This is a genomic window from Granulicoccus phenolivorans DSM 17626 = NBRC 107789 = JCM 15570, assembly GCF_000423085.1.
In the GTDB taxonomy this organism is placed as follows: Bacteria; Actinomycetota; Actinomycetes; order Propionibacteriales; family Propionibacteriaceae; genus Granulicoccus; species Granulicoccus phenolivorans.
Genome location: NZ_AUHH01000001.1, coordinates 76,034 through 93,590 on the forward strand (window position 1 = coordinate 76,034; position 17,557 = coordinate 93,590).

Annotated in this window: 18 protein-coding genes; 1 reads left to right on the plus strand and 17 read right to left on the minus strand. The window is 65.9% G+C overall.

What is annotated here, in order from left to right; translation table 11 throughout:
- Positions 1-16: 16 nt before the first annotated feature.
- A complete protein-coding gene (locus G531_RS0100415; RefSeq protein WP_026925740.1) occupies positions 17-1,801 on the plus strand; it encodes a hypothetical protein in 1,785 nt (594 codons plus the stop codon).
- Positions 1,802-1,861: 60 nt separating this feature from the next.
- Here G531_RS0100415 and G531_RS0100420 read toward each other — a convergent pair whose 3' ends face one another.
- The 17 genes from G531_RS0100420 to G531_RS0100500 all read right to left on the minus strand — a co-directional run bounded on the left by G531_RS0100420 (position 1,862) and on the right by G531_RS0100500 (position 17,526).
- Entirely contained in the window at positions 1,862-2,629 is a 768-nt protein-coding gene (locus G531_RS0100420) for an IclR family transcriptional regulator (RefSeq protein WP_051214825.1), read from the minus strand.
- A 37-nt stretch (positions 2,630-2,666) separates the two neighbouring features.
- Positions 2,667-3,524, minus strand: a complete 858-nt coding sequence (locus G531_RS19380; protein ID WP_245630489.1) for an ABC transporter ATP-binding protein — start codon at positions 3,522-3,524, stop codon at positions 2,667-2,669.
- Positions 3,517-4,290 (minus strand): ABC transporter permease, encoded by a 774-nt coding sequence (locus G531_RS0100430; RefSeq protein ID WP_026925742.1) that lies wholly within the window; start codon positions 4,288-4,290, stop codon positions 3,517-3,519. Before G531_RS0100430 ends, G531_RS19380 begins: the two co-directional genes overlap by 8 nt.
- Positions 4,287-5,126, minus strand: coding sequence for an ABC transporter permease (locus G531_RS0100435; RefSeq protein WP_211221735.1), 840 nt, complete (start codon positions 5,124-5,126; stop codon positions 4,287-4,289). Before G531_RS0100435 ends, G531_RS0100430 begins: the two co-directional genes overlap by 4 nt.
- 17 nt (positions 5,127-5,143) lie before the next feature.
- Positions 5,144-6,703 carry an amidohydrolase gene (locus tag G531_RS0100440; RefSeq protein ID WP_026925744.1) on the minus strand — a complete coding sequence of 520 codons (1,560 nt, stop codon included), beginning with the start codon at positions 6,701-6,703 and terminating at the stop codon, positions 5,144-5,146.
- A gap of 3 nt (positions 6,704-6,706) precedes the next feature.
- Entirely contained in the window at positions 6,707-7,681 is a 975-nt protein-coding gene (locus G531_RS0100445; protein ID WP_162143127.1) for an ABC transporter substrate-binding protein, read from the minus strand.
- Between the two features lie 26 nt (positions 7,682-7,707).
- Positions 7,708-8,913, minus strand: a complete 1,206-nt coding sequence (locus tag G531_RS0100450; RefSeq protein WP_217996381.1) for a 4-hydroxybenzoate 3-monooxygenase — start codon at positions 8,911-8,913, stop codon at positions 7,708-7,710.
- Between the two features lie 12 nt (positions 8,914-8,925).
- Positions 8,926-9,345 carry a RidA family protein gene (locus tag G531_RS0100455; RefSeq protein ID WP_035756601.1) on the minus strand — a complete coding sequence of 140 codons (420 nt, stop codon included), beginning with the start codon at positions 9,343-9,345 and terminating at the stop codon, positions 8,926-8,928.
- 90 nt (positions 9,346-9,435) lie between these two features.
- Positions 9,436-9,978, minus strand: a complete 543-nt coding sequence (locus tag G531_RS0100460; protein ID WP_035756604.1) for a cupin domain-containing protein — start codon at positions 9,976-9,978, stop codon at positions 9,436-9,438.
- A 283-nt stretch (positions 9,979-10,261) separates the two neighbouring features.
- Complete coding sequence (locus G531_RS0100465) at positions 10,262-10,567, minus strand: hypothetical protein (protein ID WP_026925749.1); 306 nt, start codon at positions 10,565-10,567, stop codon at positions 10,262-10,264.
- A 170-nt stretch (positions 10,568-10,737) separates the two neighbouring features.
- Complete coding sequence (locus G531_RS0100470; RefSeq protein WP_081683700.1) at positions 10,738-12,084, minus strand: DUF222 domain-containing protein; 1,347 nt, start codon at positions 12,082-12,084, stop codon at positions 10,738-10,740.
- 37 nt (positions 12,085-12,121) lie between these two features.
- Positions 12,122-12,937: an RCC1 domain-containing protein gene (locus G531_RS0100475; protein ID WP_245630488.1), complete on the minus strand. Its 816-nt coding sequence runs from the start codon at positions 12,935-12,937 to the stop codon at positions 12,122-12,124.
- 2 nt (positions 12,938-12,939) lie between these two features.
- On the minus strand, positions 12,940-13,623 hold the full coding sequence (locus G531_RS19385; RefSeq protein ID WP_035756606.1) for a type 1 glutamine amidotransferase: 684 nt from the start codon (positions 13,621-13,623) through the stop codon (positions 12,940-12,942).
- Positions 13,624-13,632: 9 nt separating this feature from the next.
- Complete coding sequence (locus G531_RS0100485) at positions 13,633-14,067, minus strand: hotdog fold thioesterase (RefSeq protein ID WP_051214829.1); 435 nt, start codon at positions 14,065-14,067, stop codon at positions 13,633-13,635.
- An 11-nt stretch (positions 14,068-14,078) separates the two neighbouring features.
- Positions 14,079-15,866: a methionine--tRNA ligase gene (gene metG / locus G531_RS0100490; RefSeq protein ID WP_026925753.1), complete on the minus strand. Its 1,788-nt coding sequence runs from the start codon at positions 15,864-15,866 to the stop codon at positions 14,079-14,081.
- Between the two features lie 146 nt (positions 15,867-16,012).
- Positions 16,013-17,095, minus strand: coding sequence for an adenosine deaminase (locus G531_RS0100495; RefSeq protein ID WP_026925754.1), 1,083 nt, complete (start codon positions 17,093-17,095; stop codon positions 16,013-16,015).
- A complete protein-coding gene (locus G531_RS0100500) occupies positions 17,092-17,526 on the minus strand; it encodes a cytidine deaminase (protein WP_026925755.1) in 435 nt (144 codons plus the stop codon). The genes G531_RS0100495 and G531_RS0100500 overlap by 4 nt, the downstream gene beginning before the upstream one ends.
- Positions 17,527-17,557: the final 31 nt, after the last annotated feature.

The following is a 17,557-nucleotide window of genomic DNA, read 5'->3' on the forward strand; positions in this document are numbered from 1 at the left end:
CAATCACGACGCCGCAGTGTTGTTTGCGCTGTGGAATCTGCGGGGCAGTCAGCTCAGCGAATCGGGCCGGACCTTCGTCCGGCTCGGCGGGCAGGTGGAGCTGGTGTTCCTGGACGACACGGTGCTGACCCGACCCGGGCAGGAGGAGCTGCCGGCCTGGTCGGTCGGTCGGCGCCTGGCCGAGGTGCTCGGCCGCGGCTACGTGATGTGGCGGGCCACGGTCAGGGCGCCGGTGCGCATCCTGCTCGGACGTGATGCCGCGGGGCAGTTCAGCTGGCAGGTCCAAGAGCTCCCGCCACTGGACGTTGCCTCCTCGGTGCAGGCTCCCCTGTTGGTCCGGGCGCCCTCGGCGGCGGGACCCAGTGCGTCCTATTCCGAGATTCCCGCGGAACCGCCCGGCCGGGCCTTCGATGACATGAACCTTCCCGAAATGGCCTTCAGCATCAGCCTCCGGGCGATCGACAACGAGCGGGCGGCCGAGGCCTTCCTGTTGTTGGCCCAACTCGGTGTGCGGGAGCCGCCCCATCAGTTCAATCGCTCCTTCTATCTCCCCACCCCGACCGGGGACACGCAGATCGCTATTCCCGATTCCCGAGTCCTGGTCGCCCCGGATTGGCACCGCCGGGAGGAGGTCCCGGCCTGGGCGGGGAGCCGAAGCACAGCAGCGGAACTGCGGCGCACCTGGCCGCATGATTTCCATCCGCTGGTCGCAGTCATCCGGTTCGAGGATGATGGCCGGCCCGGGATCTGGTACTTCGATCGGCCGCCGTACACCTTCGCCGAGCCGATTGCGCAGCGTCCCTCCGCCGGCTGGTCGGTTCCGGTCCCGGAGGCGATCGTCGAGGATTGGCTGCCCACGCCGGAATTGAGTGACGAGGACGCCGCGGTGATCTTCGCCATGTGGACGTTGGCCCATCCGCATCTGTCGGCCGGTGGCAGGCTGTACGCCGACATCCGGGACGCTCACATTGAGATCAGGATTCCGGATCGTTCGGTCCTCCTGCAGCCGGACCGGGCCCATCCCGAGCAGGCGCTGTCTCCGTGGCAGGCCGGTCGGTTGGTCTCGGGGTTGATCTCCGACGCCATGGACACCTTCGTTCCGGAGAACGGCGTACAGCGAATCACTGTCGGCTACGACACCGCAGGCTTTCTCGCGCTCGCCCTCGAGAGCATCGACGAAGCCCATGAGTACCATCCGCTGGCTCCGCCGGGAACCTACCCACCACCGCCACCACCCGAATGGCAGTTCCCTGGGCTGGCGGTGGGTGATCTCACCAGGCACCGGTTGATCCCGGACCGGGTCAGCAATGAATTCGCGGGCCTGGTGTTCCTGTTGTGGCAGTTGCGGGCCGATACAACAGGGTTTCGCTACTACGTGTCGACCGGCCTGGGTCCGATCGAGATCTGCATCCCGGACTGGCGGGTCATCGTTGTCCCGGATGCCCACCTGCCGAACCAGCGGATTTCCGCTTGGGCGGGAGCCAGTGCACTGGCTCCACTGATCCGGGCCACCTGGGAGGGCCTTCCGGAGGCCGCACGGCCGGTGCGGGTCACCGTCGGCTATGACCGGAGCGGCAAACCGGCCGCCATTATCGAAGATATGCCGATCCCGGACGGGCCCCTGCCGTCGCTGACCGACCAGGCCCCACCGTGGCCGGTCTCGACGACTGCGCACCGGCAGATCATCAGACGATTGCGGAGCCGCCCGCGAGAGCTACTGGTCCCGCTGAGCGACCCGTTCCCCGGCACGCTGAACTGGAGTGGACAGCGCCCCGAGAGCGAAGCCGACCAGGACACCTGACCAGGGGTTCCTCCTCGCACCTTCCACTCATTCGCCAGCTTGCAAACCTCGGCGGATCTCTCAGATGCTCTCGTGCCCGCGATTGCGGTAGAGGGCTCTGCTCAGCCCCCGGGCAGCGACCTGCAGCGCAGGGACGAAGCGCGCCAGATCCGGAGCTCCCGCCGGGTAGAGCAGGGACAGCGCGGCGAGCGCGTTTCCTTCCAGATCCAGAACTGGGACCGCCACGGCCTCGACCGCCTCTTGATGGCTACGCGGGTCGGGTGCGAATCTGTTCGACTGAATATCGGCCTTCTCTGCAGTCGTAGGCATCCGCCCAACGCCTCGACGTCCCCGCGATTGCTCCTGCACAGCCTCAATCACCGAGTTCGGGGAAAATGCCAACATTGCCCACCCTGCGGCCGTGGCCTGCGCCGGGAGGCGGCCTCCCGGGCGCGATGAAAGGCCCTTGATCGGATTCACGATCTCGAGGTACACCACATCGGCGCCTTCCAGGACAGCGAGGTGCATCGCACCTCCCGTGGTCGCTGCCAAATCGCTGAGGAATGGCAGCGCCGCGACCCGGAGCGGGGAGTGGAGCGGAACCAATTGACCGATCTCGAACATGCGCAAACCGATGCGCACTCCGGTGTCGGTCTTCTCCAGCATCCCGAGGCTGACCATTTCTTGCACGATGCGGTGTCCAGTGGCCTTGGACAGCCCGGCCCGACGAGCGAGTTCGCTCGATTGCACACAGGCATCACCCGGGCGGAACGCACTGAGAATCGCGAAACTGCGCTCCAGAATGCCGGACCTGCTTGTTTCGGGCTTGGCCGCCCCGTCGTCGGTCACGATGCCCCTCTGTTCTCTTCCGCCTCACCACGATAGTTCATAGGACCCCAGCCGCGATCTGAGCGGGGACCAAGCCCCTCTTCGCGAGCTGAATTTGCTCGTGGATGTGAAGGCGCAGCTCCGCGAAGCGGGGAGTCGATCGGGTCGCCAACTGGTTGCGTTCGTCGGGCAGGTCAATGGTGACCACCTCCTGAACGACAGTTGGGCTGGACGACAACACAAGTACCCGTTCCGCGAGATAGACCGACTCGTCGATGTCATGGGTCACGAAGAGGACGGTGACCCCCAGGCGGTGCCAGATGTCTCGGACCAGGTCTTCCAGATCCGCTCGGGTTTGTGCGTCCACTGCGGCGAACGGCTCGTCCATCAGGAGGATGTGTGGTTTGTACGCCACAGCACGGGCGATCGCCACGCGCTGCTGCATCCCACCCGACAGTTGCCAGGGGTAGCGGGCATGGGCATGCGCCATGCCGACTGCCTCCAGCGCCTCGGTGACCCGGCGGTCCCGCTCGTCCTTCGGTACCCGGGCATTCTTCAGCGGAAGGTCCACGTTGCCCTGAACCGTGAGCCAGGGAAACAAGGATCGTCCGTACTCCTGGAACACCACCGCCATCGTTTTTGGCGGCCCGGTCACCGGCTTGCCCTCCAGCGTTACTTGGCCTGCGGTGGGTTCGAGGAGCCCCGCGATGATCTTTAGTAGGGTCGTCTTGCCAGCCCCGGAAGGCCCGACAATGCAAGCGAACTCGCCACGACGTAGGTCGAAGGTCAGGTCGCGGACCGCCTCGACCGGGCCGGATTTACTCGCGTAGATCTTTTGCACCCCATGGACCGACAGGAGTATCTCCTGGCGTTGTTCTCGGGCCGAAGCCGCGGGCCGGGACACTTCATCATTCACTGTGCTCAACTTCTTTCAATCCGTAGTACCAACGCAGGATTCGCTTCTCTGCCACAGCGAAGATGGCTGCCAGCAGGACACCGATCAGGCCGAGAAGGATGATGCCGCTCCACATTTCCGGAACCGCGAACGACCGCTGGAAGGCCACGATCGTGAACCCGAGACCCGATGAGGAGGCGAACATCTCCGAGATCACCATCAGGATGAGCCCGATCGACAGTGCTTGGCGGATGCCGGTCACGAAATACGGGCTGGCTGCCGGAAGAGTGAGCATGATGGTCCGCGACAGACCCTGAATGCCGTAGACACGGGCGGTGTCACCGAGCACCTCGTCCATGGACCGCACGCCTTCGATGGTGTTCAGCAGAATCGGCCAGATGCAGCCGGACACGATCACGAGGACCTTCATCGAGTCGTTGACACCCACCAACAGCATGAGGATCGGAACCAGAATCGGCGGGGGGATTGCCCGGAACAGTTCCAAGACCGGCTCAGTGAGCCGACGCAGCGTCCGACTGGAACCGATAACGAAGCCGAGGCCAATTCCCAGAACCGTGGCGGTCGCCAGGCCCACGAGCAGCCGTAGCAGGGATGGCACGACATCGTTGGCGAATCTCGGCCCGATCCACACCTCGGTAAAGGTCGAGACCATCTGGGCGGGTCTTGGCACCCAGAAGCTGTCGCTGTTCAGGGTGAGTGCCCACCACAGGAAGACAAGTATGAGGGGTAGCGCAACGAAGTACGCGGTTCGTTTGATCAGACTCATCGGTCAGCCTCCGACCGGATCGAGGAATGCCAGCTGAGCCAGCGTTTCTGAATGAATCGGAATCCGGCGTTGATCAGAACACCCAACAGGCCGGTGGTCAATACCAGTGCGTACATCCCGGAGTAGGCGCCACCGGACTGGGCCCTGGCTATCTCGTGCCCCAGGCCGGGCATTCCGATTAGGAGTTCCGCGGTCACCGCGAGCACCAGAGCAACCGAGGCAGACAGTCTGAGTCCCGTGACCAGGTAGGGCAGTGTGGTGGGCCACACGACATGCCGAAGCCTCGCGATGTAGCTGGTGAGACCGTAGCTGCGCGCGGTGTTGGCGGCTACTGGATCGACATCCGCCACCCCGTACAGGACCTGCACGAGCACCGGCCAGAAAGAGGCGTACACAACCAGGAGAAGTTTCGATTCCAACTTGACGCCGAATACCAGGACGGCCAGCGGGATGAGGGCCACCGAAGGGATGGGGCGCAGAAATTCGATGGTCGAAGCGGTGAAGCGGCGCAGGAAACCGGAACTCCCGATCAGCATGCCCAGGATGATGGCGGCAACCGAGGCGATCGCTAGGCCGATAGCCCAGCCCAAAAGGGTTTCCCCGATTGCCTGCCACAACGTGGCAGTGCCCAGCAGGGTGAAGAATTCTGCCAGCACCGCACTTGCCGGCGGGAGATATCGGGCCGGGACCAGCCCGGAACGAGGGATGAGTTCCCAGATCAGTAGGAAAACCAAGGTGCCGATGGCACCCAACAGCCCGGCAGGGAGCGCCCGTAGCTTGTCCCAGAAGGAGCGGGGCCGTTGTGCCGGTCCGGCTTGTGGATGGGCGAGTGTCATGTTTGTCATCTGATGCCTCACTGGGCGGTCTGGTGGACGATGTCGCCCCCGATTGCTGTCGCCACAACGCGAAGGTCTGCCAGCTCACTGGCGCGGCAGGAGAGAGGGTCCCCGTTGAGGACCACCCAGTCGGCCCGGGCGCCCGGCCGAAGTACCCCTTCGGTTGCGTCGACCATGGCGACGGCGGCCGCCCCCGGCCCGTAGAGTCGCAGCGCAGCGTTTCGATCCAGCGTTTCGGCGGGATTGAGGCAGCGACCGCCATGCTGACGGGTCACCGCTTGCCAGATGCCGTGGACGGGGCTGGACGCCGTGACCGGGGAATCCGATCCCCCACCGACGGTTACCCCTGCCGACAGCCACGAGCGCAGGGGGCTGGCCAATTCAGTGGCCTCCCAGCCGAACCGATTGGCCAGGGTTTCCGCGAATCGGGCGTACATCCCCGGCTGCGCCGCAACCCGCACGCCCAGTTGTGCAGCGGTCCGCATGCTCTCCGGAGATGGCCAGAGATATGCATGGATGAGCGAGAATCCCAGATGCTGCACCTGCGAGGCCGGCCTCAGCCTGGCAATGCTGCGAAGCGCTGAGTCAACAGCCGCATTGCCAACAGTATGTGCGCCCACAGGGAGGCCTTGACCGAAGGCGAACTCATACAGCGCATCGAGATCAGGTTGCTCGATCAGACGCTCGCCGTAGTAGTCGGGACGCCCCGGGTACGGGTCGCGCAGCCAAGCGGTTCCCAGCGAACCACCGCCGTCCAGAAACACTTTGAACCCGCCGAAGTGCAAGCGAGGGTCGTCCTTCATTTCCCGGGCGAGCGGGAGGAAGGTCTCGGCCGATTTCACCGCGGCCGCCCCCGAGGGAACCACCCCGAGAAGGGTGGCGCGCATCCGCAGTTGCCCGGAGACATTTGCCATACGGTAAGCGTCAACCTCGGCCAATGACAGGCCCGGCTCGACCACCCGGGTGATGCCTTGTTCCAGGCAGCGGCGCTGGCCGGCGAAAAGAGCATCTTTCCGTTCCTGGGTAGACAGCTCCGGTAGCTGGCCACGGACCAAGTCCCGAGCGTGTTCAATCAGGTGTCCGGATGCCCATTGCCCTTCCGGGCTCAGTCCGGCGCGCAGGAGCGCAGCAGAGTTGACCGCGGCTTCGTGCCCCCCTCGGGCCAGATAAACCGGCCGTTCGGGACAGATCGCGTCCAACTCGGCGCGGGTGGGATAGCGCTGCTCGATTAGATCTGCGATCTCCCATCCCTCGGAAGAGATGATCCAATCCCCGTCCGGATGGTCACGTACCCAGCGGCGCACCATGTCGAGGAGTTCCGCGATGGACCGGGCCGGGCTGAGATCCAGGTGGACGTCAGCCATCCCGGTCCACAGCATATGGTGGTGGCAGTCGATGAAGCCTGGCAGAACGGTCTGGTCGCCGAAGTCCAACACGTCGATGTCCCCACGGAGCGGGCTGCTGACCTCCACCGGGTCCCCCACCGCGACGATGCGTCCGTCCGCCACCACCATTGCCCGGGCCCGCGGGATTTTGGTATCCAGCGTCAGCAGATCACCCAGGATCAGGCGGGCCATGATTCACTTCCCGACGAGTTGCTGCACTGTGACCGGACCACCCAGAAGTCCCTGTTCCTGGCTGTACTGAATCAGCTTGTCCAGGGAGGACTCGTTGAACGTTTCCGGGAACGCCGGAAGTCCGATTCGGGCTGCGGTGGCCGCGTCGATGGATGTGTACTGCGTGAGAACGTTGCGCACCGCATCAGGGTTCTGCGTCGCATAGACCATCGATTTGTGCATCGCTCGCTTGAAGGCTGCCAGGGTCTCCGGATTCTTCGTGGCCCACTGCTTCGAAGCGAAGTAGGAGGCCACCGACAAGTTGGGATCGGTCTTGTCATAGTTGTCCAGCACCGGCCGGGCACCCCGGTCCAGGAGTTGAGTGACAAAGGGCTCGCAGGCCCAGGCTGCGTCGACGCGCCTTTGTTCCACTGCAGCCGGCATGTCCGGGAAGGCCAGTTCGGTGAACTTGACCGTGCTGGGATCGATTCCTTCGCTCTGCAGGGCGGCCTTGATGGTGACGTCGCCGATGTTGTTCAGCGTGTTCACCGCAACTGTTCGCCCTTGCAGGTCGGCGGCGTTCTGAATAGCGGAGTCTGCAGTGACCACGCTGCAGTAGCCGGCGGCTGGATTGCTCGAGCGATTCTCGGGCGAGATCCCGACTCCGGGGCTCACCAGTTGCAACGGAAGCCCCTTGGAGACTCCGATGATCAGCGAGACGTTGTTCGAGAAACCGATCTGGTAACTGTCGCTGGTAACTGCAGGCACGATCGCTGCGCCGCCGGCAGCTAGGACCGGGTCGAGTTCGATCCCTTCCTCGCGGAAGAATCCTTGCTGAATACCCACATAGACGGGAGCCACATCCACAATCGGAATGAGGCCGATGGTCAGCTTCTTTATCCCCTTGTCGCCAGCTGAACCACCACCTCCGCACGCAGCAAGAAGCAACGACAGGGAGACCGCAATAATCAGTGGGATGATACGAGTCTTGTTTCGCATATCCATCTCCTTTCGAATGAATTTTTTCAGAGGAAACGTTCAGGCTTTCCCTCGAAGGGGATACCCACATAGAGTTCAGAAAAGGACGCCTGCGCGCTGCGTGAAATAACGAGGTTCTGCAGGCGAGCTCGTTGCAGCCGTCGTTCGAATTCCTGACCGGGCACGTGGTGCAGCAGGGCGGTCATGTGGCGAGAGAACTCCTGGGCCCGCCAGATGCGGCGCAGGGCCGTGGTGGAGTAGTTCGCGAGGAGTTCGTCATTCCCCGTGCGGTAGTGATCCATCAGTGCCTCACTGAGCACCGAGATATCAGACGCGGCCAGATTCAGTCCCTTGGCTGCGGTCGGCGGGACGATGTGCGCCGCGTCACCGGCAAGGAACAGCCGCTTGTACTGCAGCGGTTCCACCACGAAGGACCGCATCGCAGTGACGCTCTTTTGTACGATCGGCCCTCGGTGCAAGGTCCACCCGTCCTGGGTGGCGAGTCGTCGGGTCAGTTCGTCCCAGATGAACTCATCAGGGACCGTGGCTGCGTCGCAGTCGGGTTCCACCTGGAGATAGAGCCGACTCAACGTCGGGGACCGCCTGCTGTGCATGGCGAACCCATGGTCGTGGTGGGCGTAAATGAGCTCCCGGGTGGACGGCGGAACCTCGGCGAGAATGCCCAGCCAGCCGAAGGGATAGTCGTGCTGGAACTCGGTACGCAGGGTTTGGGGCACCGCCGACCGAGAGACCCCATGAAAGCCGTCGCAGCCAGCCACATAGTCGGCGGTGATAACGTGCTCGGCTCCGTCGGCATCGCGGTACGTGACCTGCGGCCGCTCAGTATCGAGGTTATGTAGCGCCACGTCGAGAGCCTCAAAGACGATAGGTTCCCCTGAGGTGTCACGGGCGCGAAGCAGGTCCTTGACCACCTCCTGCTGGGGATACAACACGGTCTGCTGCCCACCGGTCAACTCGGCGGTGGGAAACCAGACGCGCTCCCCCTCGAACCGCAACTCGAAACCTTCATCGAACTGCCCATCGCGACGGAGGTGGTCGTCGACGCCCGCGATGCCGAGCAGTTCGACGGTGGGGTGTTCCAGCAGGCCGGCGCGGATCCGTTCCTCGATATAGCGTCGGGTCCGCAATTCCAGCACGAGGTTGTCGATGCCGGCGAGTCCCAGCAGACGACCGAGCAGGAGGCCCGCTGGCCCTGCGCCGACAATGACGACCGAAGTCTCGATGGAAGACATGTCGGACTCCGATCAGGAAGCAACTGCGGCGATGCAGTCGATCTCGACGAGGACACCGTCCCGAGGGGGATCGGCGCGGACACAGGTTCGCGCGGGGAACTGCCGCGAGGTTTCGAAGAACTCACGGTAGATGGCATTGAACGTGGGGAAGTTCGTCATGTCGCGGAGGTAGACATTGCAGCGCACAATGTCATCCTTGGTGCCACCGGCGGCCTCTACCACGCGCAGCAGGTTGGCGAGCGTGGACCTGGTCTGCTCCGCGAAGTCGTCGGAGACGATGGTGTGTGTGGCGGGATCCAGGGGTCCTTGGCCGGATACGAACAGCAGGCCGTTGTGTGCGATGGCCATCGAAATCGGGGCCTTGGTGCCGGGAGAAAATCCTGTTGTGGGGGCCTTATCGGTGCTGATCACACGTGGGCTGCTCTGGCTCATGGTCAATCTCCTGATCTTGGTGTGTTTTGGGTGTGCTGATCCCGCCGGTGGCGCTTGCAGCGCACCGCCGGTGCAGAGGGTGAGGGTGAGTCAGCCGACCTGTTGATCGGGTCGCGGCATCACATGCCCACAGTGGGCACAGGTGCGCGCTTCGACCGAATCGAAAAAGCGCGCGTAAGCCTTGGACACCGGATCCAGGGTGTAGTCCTCGACGGTGAAGTCCTCTTGATGGAGGAACTCACCACACTCGGGGCAGTACCAGCGGAAGTGATCCACTTCTCCATCGCGGCGTCCGCGCTCCAGGATCAAGGCGAAGGCATCCGAGGGAAACCGCGGGGAGTGCTCAGTGTTTGGCGGCATCCAGTTGGTCGCACCAGCAGGGATCACCGCCACGCTCTCCTCGCCGTCCGGCGTGCGGTGATGCAGGTGCATGGTGCCACGGATCATGTAGGTGACCTCATCGCTGGCATTCAGATGAAATTCACTGCGATAGTCACGGCCCTTGGCAACAAACGCGAGCGAGCCCGGGTATTGCCAAAGGACCTTCACCTGACGGCCGCTTTCAATCAATTGCTCGACCACCGATTCGAGATCCTCGATCGGCAGACCCGAAGGCTTGATCTCCCGCTTCATTCGATGCCCCTTCACCCGAAAGTATCTGCTTCCCGGAACATCAACGGTCACGGAATCGCATGTCGGCGAACCTCGAATGAGGATTAACGGAAAGCTCGTTCTTCCGATTCCTCAGAGGTTCCTTGTGGCAACTATTCAATCTTTGGGTCAAACCTCCGACAACCAGAGGTCTCACTCAATGAGACCTAGAGATGGGGAGCGACACCGGCGGGTCCCTGCGAGGGCACAAGCCTGCAACTCCGGGCTCACCGACTCGGAGTTGCAGGCTCAGCGGAACCTAGGCCTACTTACGCAGCCGACGAGCGTTCGAACGCGTCTTGGTCCCGTACGGAGCCAGCGCCGCGTTCATGATCGCCAGCGGGGTCGCCCCCTTGGCGGCGGCCACCGAGGCCTTCTCGGTCGCCTTGGCCATGGCGGTCACCTTCTCCAGCACCATGCCGGTTGCTTCCGGCTGGGTCATGGTCCCGGTTGCCATCTGCGTGGTACGGCGCCAGATGACCTCGTTGGCCGACATCAGCATCTGCGAGTAGGCCATCGCGTACTCGCCCCAGGCCTGCATCGCCTTCATGCCCTGATCCCAAAACAGCATTTCCTACCTCTTCCCCTCATCCGGTGATTCAAACCTCGGCGGATCTTAGTCCGCGATTACCCGCGCAACCATGTCAGCGCTCGCCATCAAATGACCTGCCAGCAGGGCTACGGGCGCAGCCTTCGGGCCCCGCAGACCGGTGATCGGCGGGGTTGGTGGGGCGCGGCCACCTATGCGGCGCTACGGTCCACAATCGCCCGGAACGGGTGCGCGGTGGTCCCCTCCCGGGTCACGGTGTACTGGTAGCCGATCGGTGAGGTCCAGCACAGCACTCCTGGCTCGGGCTGCTCCACCAACCATCCCCCGTGCGTCTTGACCCGATGTGCCCGCTGACTCAGCGGGGCCAGATTCCCCACCCGGGTCTGCCCGCAACCCGGCGGCGCGTCATGGACGTAGGGAATCGTGTGATCCAGCTCGCACCGCCGCGCCGGCGTCGTGGAGTAGGGCGCCATATCGAACGGCATCTGCGCCTCGATCACCCGGCGCAACCACGCCGGCGGCCGATACCCGTCCACCGGCTCGGCCCGCGCCACATCGAGCACCGGGTGCACCCGGATGTGACAGCCCCGCAGCACCTCACCCAGCTGATCGGTGAGCACCGTGCCGAACCGATCCAGATCCACCGTCGGGTCCACCCGGATCCCACCGGACCCGGCATCCACCCGACCCGTCAGGTGCACCACCAACTCCGCCCGCCGGGTCCCGCGAACCACGGGCTGATCGAAAGTGTCCCCCGGCCCCAACGGCAGCCCCTCCGGCAACGCCGACGACCCCAGGGCATTGCGCGCCAACAGCCCCAGCGCCTGCGCCCGGCGCTGCCCGAGCGTACTGCCGTCTCCGGCCGGCAACGCCTCGGCGATCCGCCCCAACGCGGTGTCCAACGCCACCCCGTCGGCCGCACCCAGCCGGGCCCACACATCCACATGCCCTCGCTCCACCCGGGAGACCCGCACCTCGCGGACCGCGCGAGCCTGCTCCACCTGCTGCGCCGCCAACTCCGGATCGGCCCCGATCACCAACCGGTCCACCTCCCGCAGCGCCCGCCCGAACGGCAACCGCACCAACGCCCCGGCCACCGGCGCATCGATCGCGGCACAATCGGCCAGGGACAGCTCCCGCGCCCGCTCGGTCACGATCCGGGCCTGCCACGGCGCCACCTCCCCGGCCACCACCCGGCCCCACAGCACCGGATGCCGGTGCCGCAGATTCAGCACGAACGCGATCCGTGCCGCGGCCTCGGCGGTACTCACCCGCAACCGCGGCCCCAACTCGGCCGCCAGGAATTCCCCGATCAGCGGCGTCCCGTCCGACCCGCCGGCGAACACCCGCTCACACCCGGCCAACAACACCGTGCGATCCACCCGATACAGATCACAGGCAGCTGCAATCCCCACCACTTGGGCGACCTCCCCGGCTCGCTGCTGCTCGATCCCATGATCGATCGCCGCAAACGCGTCGTCGAGCGACTCCGGCTCCCCGGGCGACATATCCGCATCCCACAGAACTATCGAACTCATGTTTCAATCCTGGCAGCCCCCACTGACAAAAAATGCATCACCCCGGCCAGGACTCCACCCCGCACTGCCCGATCCGGTTGTCACCGGCCGCAAGGACCACCCCGTCGGCCCGCAGCCCGAGTGTGTGCCCGGCCCCCGCAGCGACCTCGACGACCTCTCGCCACGCTGCCACCTCACACTGCCCGTACGCATTGTCCCCGGCGGCCAGCACCCGGCCGTCCGAAGTGACGGCAACCACGTGCCGGCTCCCCGCGGCCACCGCCACCACACCCCGCCAGCCGGAGACGTCGCCGACCACCACCCCGGCGACCACCACGTGCCCGTCCCCGGTCACCCCGAATGTGCTCAGGTATCCGGCCGCAACGGCCCGCACCCCGCGCCAGGCGGCGACATTGCACTGCCCGCGCCGATTGTTGCCCACCGCGACGACCGTGCCATCGGCGCGCAGTCCCACCGAGTGCCAGTCCCCGGCACTGAGGGCGATGATCTCCCGCCAGGTCTCCACCGCGCAGGCGCCTTCGCTGCGCCGCCCGGCTGCCACGACCCGCCCATCCGCGCGGCGGCCGAGCGTACGCCGCCAGCCCGCGGCAACCGCCACCACCTCCGACCAGGCAGCGACCTCGCACTGGCCGTCCCCGTTCCAGCCGACCGCGACCACCGACCCGTCCCGGCACAATCCCACGGTGTGCGAGCGGCCGGTATTCGGCGCCTCGTGCACGTTCCCGGCCGCGACCGCGACCACATTCCGCCACGACGCCACCCGGCATTCCGGGGCCCGGGGACCACCGGCGGCGACCACCGACCCGTCCGGGCGTACCCCGACCGAATGCCGCCGGCCGGCCGCGATCCGCACGCTCAGCGCACTTGTTCGGCGAACGCCGCGATCACTGCCCGGCTGTTCGCCGCCACCCGGTCATCCACCTCACGCAGCCGCCGGACCAGCTCCCGGCCGTTCTGCCCATCCTGATCGGCCCACTTCCCGACCAACTCCGGGGAGGCCTCGGGATGGAACTGGACGCCGAGCGCCGACCCCAGCCGGAACGCTTGATTCGGATACTTCTTCGAGCGGGCCAGCTCCGTCGCCCCCGGCGGCAGCACGGAGACGACATCGTGGTGCGACTCCGCAAACAGTGCCGGACCGCCGGCCGCCACCGGCCCGAGCACCGGATCCTCGGCCGCGGCCGCGAGCCACTCGATCTCCACGGGGCCGTCCTCCGGACCGGCATCCGCACCCACGCTCACCTCCCCGCCCAGCACCTCGGCGAGCAGTTGGTGGCCCAGACAGATCCCCAGGATCGGCACCTGCACACTGTGCAGATCCGCGATCAGATCGGCCACCGCCGCCGACCACGGCTGCGGCTCGCGTACGCTCATCCGCCCGCCGAGAATGATCAGGCCATCACCGACCGACCCCAACGGCGGCACCGGCTTCTCGTACAGCGGAATCAGCGAGCAGCCCACCCGAAGGTCCTTCAGCCAGCCGGCCAGCCGGTCGATCGGCACCCTGGCATCCAGCTGCAGCACGGTGACGCGTGGCACGAATCCCCCTCAGTGCCGGTCGGCCGGCACGATCGCCATGGTGCAGCGCGACACGCACACCAGCTTGCCGTCCTCGTTGGCGATCCGGATGTCCCAGATCTGCGAGGTCCGCCCGCGACTGATCGGGGTCCCGGTCGCGTACACCCAGCCGCTGCTGGCCGGGCGGATGTGGTTGGCGTTGATCTCCATCCCGACCGCGAGCGACTCCTTCGGATCCAGGGTCAACAGCGCACCCCAGGACGCCACCGTCTCGGCCAGCGCGACCGAGGCTCCGCCGTGCAGGATTCCGTAGGGCTGGTGGGTGCGTCCGTCCACCGGCATCCGGACCACCAGGGCATCGTCGGTGAACTCCACCAGTTCCATCCCCAGCGTCGAGATCAGCGTGGAATCCCGCTCCCCGTTCAGCTGGGTGGGCAGATTGTCCGGGTCGTACCAGATGCTCATGGATCGGTTCCTTACTTGGCGATGGGGGCCCACGCGGGCCCGGTCTGGCCGAGGCTGTCATCCAGCTTCGGGAACAACGGGGTGGGCTTGGCCAGCGGGGTGCCGGGCACGATCGGCCGGTGCGCCCAGGTGGCCTGTTCGGCGGCGTAATCGCCGGTCAGCACCGGATAGTCGGAGTTGCCCTCCTCGCTGACGGTCCGGATCTCGGGCTGTTGTGCCCAGACCCCGGAGCCACCGAGGGATTCGAAGACCTTCTGCGAGGCGTGCGGCAGGAACGGGGTCATCATCGTGTTGATGTCGGTGACCGCCTGGAGCACGGTGTGCAGGATGGTGTCCCGGCGTACCGGATCCTCCTTGAGCTTCCACGGCTCGGTCTCCGACAGGTAGCGGTTGGTCAGCCCGGCCAGCCGCATCACCTCGGTGATCGAGTTCTTGAACCGGTTCTTGCCCAGCAGGTCCCCGACGGTCCCGAAGCCGCCCTGGATCGCCGACAGCAGTTCCCGGTCGGCCGGGAGCAGATCGCCCGCGGTCGGGATCGCGCCGACATTCTTGTGCGCCATCGAGATGGACCGGCTGACCAGGTTGCCCCACTCGTTGGCGAGTTCGGTGTTGTTGCGCCGGACGAACTCGTCCCAGGTGAAGTCGGAGTCGGAGTTCTCCGGGCCGGCGACGGCGATGTAGTAGCGCAGCGCGTCCGGCCCGAACTCCTTGAGGAAGTCGGTCACGTAGATCACGGTCTTGCGAGAGGTCGAGAACTTCGAGCCCGACATGGTCAGGTATTCGCTGGAGACCAACTCGGTCGGCAGGTTCAACGTCCCGAACCGGCCGGGCGTACCCCCCTTGGCGCCCCGCCCGGACTCCCCGAGCAGCATCGACGGCCAGATCACCGAGTGGAAGACGATGTTGTCCTTGCCCATGAAGTAGTAGGACTTCGCCTCCGGGTCGTTCCACCACTTCTTCCACGCGTTCGGGTCGCCGGAGCGGTACGCCCACTCGATCGAGGCGGACAGGTAGCCGATCACGGCGTCGAACCAGACGTAGATCCGCTTCATCGGCTGATCCCGCCAGCCGTCCAGCGGAATCGGGATGCCCCAGTCCAGGTCCCGGGTGATCGCCCGCGGATGCAGGTCCTTCAGCAGATTCTGGGAGAATTTGAGTACGTTCGGACGCCAGTCGGTCCGGGTGTCGAGCCAGCGGCCGACCTCGTCGGCCAGCGCCGGCAGGTCCAGGTAGAAGTGTTCGGTCTCCACGAACTTGGGGGTCTCCCCGTTGATCCGCGACCGCGGATTCTTCAACTCGATCGGGTCGAGCTGGTTGCCGCAGTTGTCGCACTGGTCGCCGCGGGCGCCGTCGTACCCACAGATCGGACAGGTGCCCTCGATGTAACGGTCGGGCAGGGTGCGCCCGGTGCTCGGGCTGACCGCGCCCATGCCCTTCTTGGCGACCACGTAGCCGTTGTTGTAGAGCGCGGTGAACATGTCCTGGGTGACCCGCTCATGGTTCTTCGTCGTGGTGCGGGTGAACAGGTCATAGCTGAGCCCGAGCCCGTGCAGGTCCTCCACGATGACCCGGTTGTACTTGTTCGCGAGTTCCTTCGCGGTGAGCCCCTCCTGCTCGGCCTGCACCTGGATCGGGGTGCCGAACTCGTCGGTGCCGGAGACCATCAGCACCTCGTTGCCGCTCATCCGCATGTACCGCGAGAAGACATCGGAGGGGACCCCGAATCCGGAGACGTGTCCGATGTGGCGGGGGCCGTTGGCGTACGGCCAGGCGACGGCGGTCAACACGCGTGAACTCATGGACGCCACCCTAATGCGTGGGACCGATCCCCTCGGTCCGCGCTCAACCGCGAGGCCTCGGCGGGGCGACCAGTTGTACGCGGGAGGTGACCTGCAGTTTGGTCAGCAGGGAACTGTTCCCGGGAAGCCAGGGGGTTGTCCCGGGTTCAGCTCTCCCGCAGCGCGGCGAATCCGTCGAAGACCTCGGCGATCAGTTCCTGCTTCTCCTCGAATCCGAGGAAGGCAGCGTCGGCGGCGTTGACGGTGAAGGTCTCCAGGTCGTCGAGGTCATAGCCGAACGCGGCGGCCAGTTCGCTGAACTCGCGGGTCAGCGTGGTCCGGCTCATCAGTCGGTTGTCGCAGGAGACAGTCACATTGAAGCCGAGATCGTAGAGGTCGCCGAAGGGGTGCTCGGCATAGCTGGCGGCGATCCCGGTCTGCAGGTTCGAACTCGGGCAGACCTCCAGCGGGATCTGGGTATCGCGGACCAGCGCGGCCAGATCGCCCAGGATCCACCCGTCCCCCTCCCGGCGCACGTCGTCCAGGATCCGCACCCCGTGGCCCAACCGGTACGCCCCGCAGCGCCCGATCGCGGCCTGGATCGAGCCCAGTCCCTCGGCCTCCCCGGCGTGCAGCGTGTAGCGCATGTTGTGCGCGCGCAGCCACTCGTACGCCTCCGGATGCCGGTCCGGCGGGAAGCCGATCTCGGGTCCGGCGATGTCGAAGCCACACACCGAATCGTGCCGGTACGCCGTCGCCAGCCGGGCGATCTCCAGCCAGCGGTCGCTCTGGCGCATCGCGGTGACCAGTTGCGCGGCGATGATGGACTGCCCCTGGGTGGCGGCTTCGGCGACCCCTTCGGCGAGCCCGTCCCGGACGGCCTCGACCGCGGCTTCCAGGGTCAGCCCGGCGCGTTGGTGCTGCTCGGGGGCCCAGCGCGCCTCGGCGTACACCACCCCGTCGGCGGCCTGGTCGAGCACCCATTCCCGCGCGACCCGGCGCAGCGCGTCGGCGCTCTGCATGACCGCGATGGTGTGGTCGAAGGTTTCCAGGTAGCGGGCCAGCGTGCCGGAGTCGGCGGCCTCGAAGAACCAGGTGCCCAGTGCCTCCGGGTCGGCGGCCGGGAGTTGGTGTCCGGCGGCCTCGGCCAACTCGAGAATCGTGGCCGGGCGCAGTCCCCCGTCCAGATGGTCGTGCAGCGCCACCTTGGGCGCGCGCCGGATGAGGTCGGGGGTGAGGGCATCGGTCATTGCAGGGCTCCTTCCCGAGCCTGGTTCGCGGTCAGGTCGTGCGGCCCGAACGGTTGCGGGAGCACCTCGAGGATGGTGCGCACACCTTCGGGGGTACGCAGCAGCAGGGTCGGCCCGCCGGCCTCGTAGAGCAATTGGCGGCAGCGGCCGCACGGCATGATCAGGTCCGCGGCGGCGTTGACGCACAGGAAGGCGACCAGCCGCCCGCCCCCGCCGGCATGCAGCGCGGAGACCAGGCCGCATTCGGCGCACAGGGTCAGCCCATAGGAGGCGTTCTCCACATTGCAGCCGACGACGATCCGGCCGTCTTCGACCAGCGCCGCCGCCCCGACGGGATATCCCGAGTAGGGCACGTACGCGCGTTCGCTGATCGCGACGGCCTGGGCGTGCAGACTGTCCCAGTCGATCTCGGGTTCCGGCGAATGCGGCATCGGCCTCCCCTTTCTGCGGTCAGGTTCTTCG

What these genes read in the sequence shown, in the direction of transcription:
- G531_RS0100430 (WP_026925742.1), bottom strand. Translation starts at nt 4,290, where the DNA reads ATGAGTCTGATCAAACGAACCGCGTACTTCGTTGCGCTACCCCTCATA.
- G531_RS0100435 (WP_211221735.1), bottom strand. Translation starts at nt 5,126, where the DNA reads ATGACACTCGCCCATCCACAAGCCGGACCGGCACAACGGCCCCGCTCC.
- G531_RS0100440 (WP_026925744.1), bottom strand. Translation starts at nt 6,703, where the DNA reads ATGGCCCGCCTGATCCTGGGTGATCTGCTGACGCTGGATACCAAAATC.
- G531_RS0100445 (WP_162143127.1), bottom strand. Translation starts at nt 7,681, where the DNA reads ATGCGAAACAAGACTCGTATCATCCCACTGATTATTGCGGTCTCCCTG.
- G531_RS0100450 (WP_217996381.1), bottom strand. Translation starts at nt 8,913, where the DNA reads ATGTCTTCCATCGAGACTTCGGTCGTCATTGTCGGCGCAGGGCCAGCG.
- G531_RS0100455 (WP_035756601.1), bottom strand. Translation starts at nt 9,345, where the DNA reads ATGAGCCAGAGCAGCCCACGTGTGATCAGCACCGATAAGGCCCCCACA.
- G531_RS0100460 (WP_035756604.1), bottom strand. Translation starts at nt 9,978, where the DNA reads ATGAAGCGGGAGATCAAGCCTTCGGGTCTGCCGATCGAGGATCTCGAA.
- G531_RS0100465 (WP_026925749.1), bottom strand. Translation starts at nt 10,567, where the DNA reads ATGCTGTTTTGGGATCAGGGCATGAAGGCGATGCAGGCCTGGGGCGAG.
- G531_RS0100470 (WP_081683700.1), bottom strand. Translation starts at nt 12,084, where the DNA reads ATGAGTTCGATAGTTCTGTGGGATGCGGATATGTCGCCCGGGGAGCCG.
- G531_RS0100485 (WP_051214829.1), bottom strand. Translation starts at nt 14,067, where the DNA reads ATGAGCATCTGGTACGACCCGGACAATCTGCCCACCCAGCTGAACGGG.
- metG (WP_026925753.1), bottom strand. Translation starts at nt 15,866, where the DNA reads ATGAGTTCACGCGTGTTGACCGCCGTCGCCTGGCCGTACGCCAACGGC.
- G531_RS0100495 (WP_026925754.1), bottom strand. Translation starts at nt 17,095, where the DNA reads ATGACCGATGCCCTCACCCCCGACCTCATCCGGCGCGCGCCCAAGGTG.
- G531_RS0100500 (WP_026925755.1), bottom strand. Translation starts at nt 17,526, where the DNA reads ATGCCGCATTCGCCGGAACCCGAGATCGACTGGGACAGTCTGCACGCC.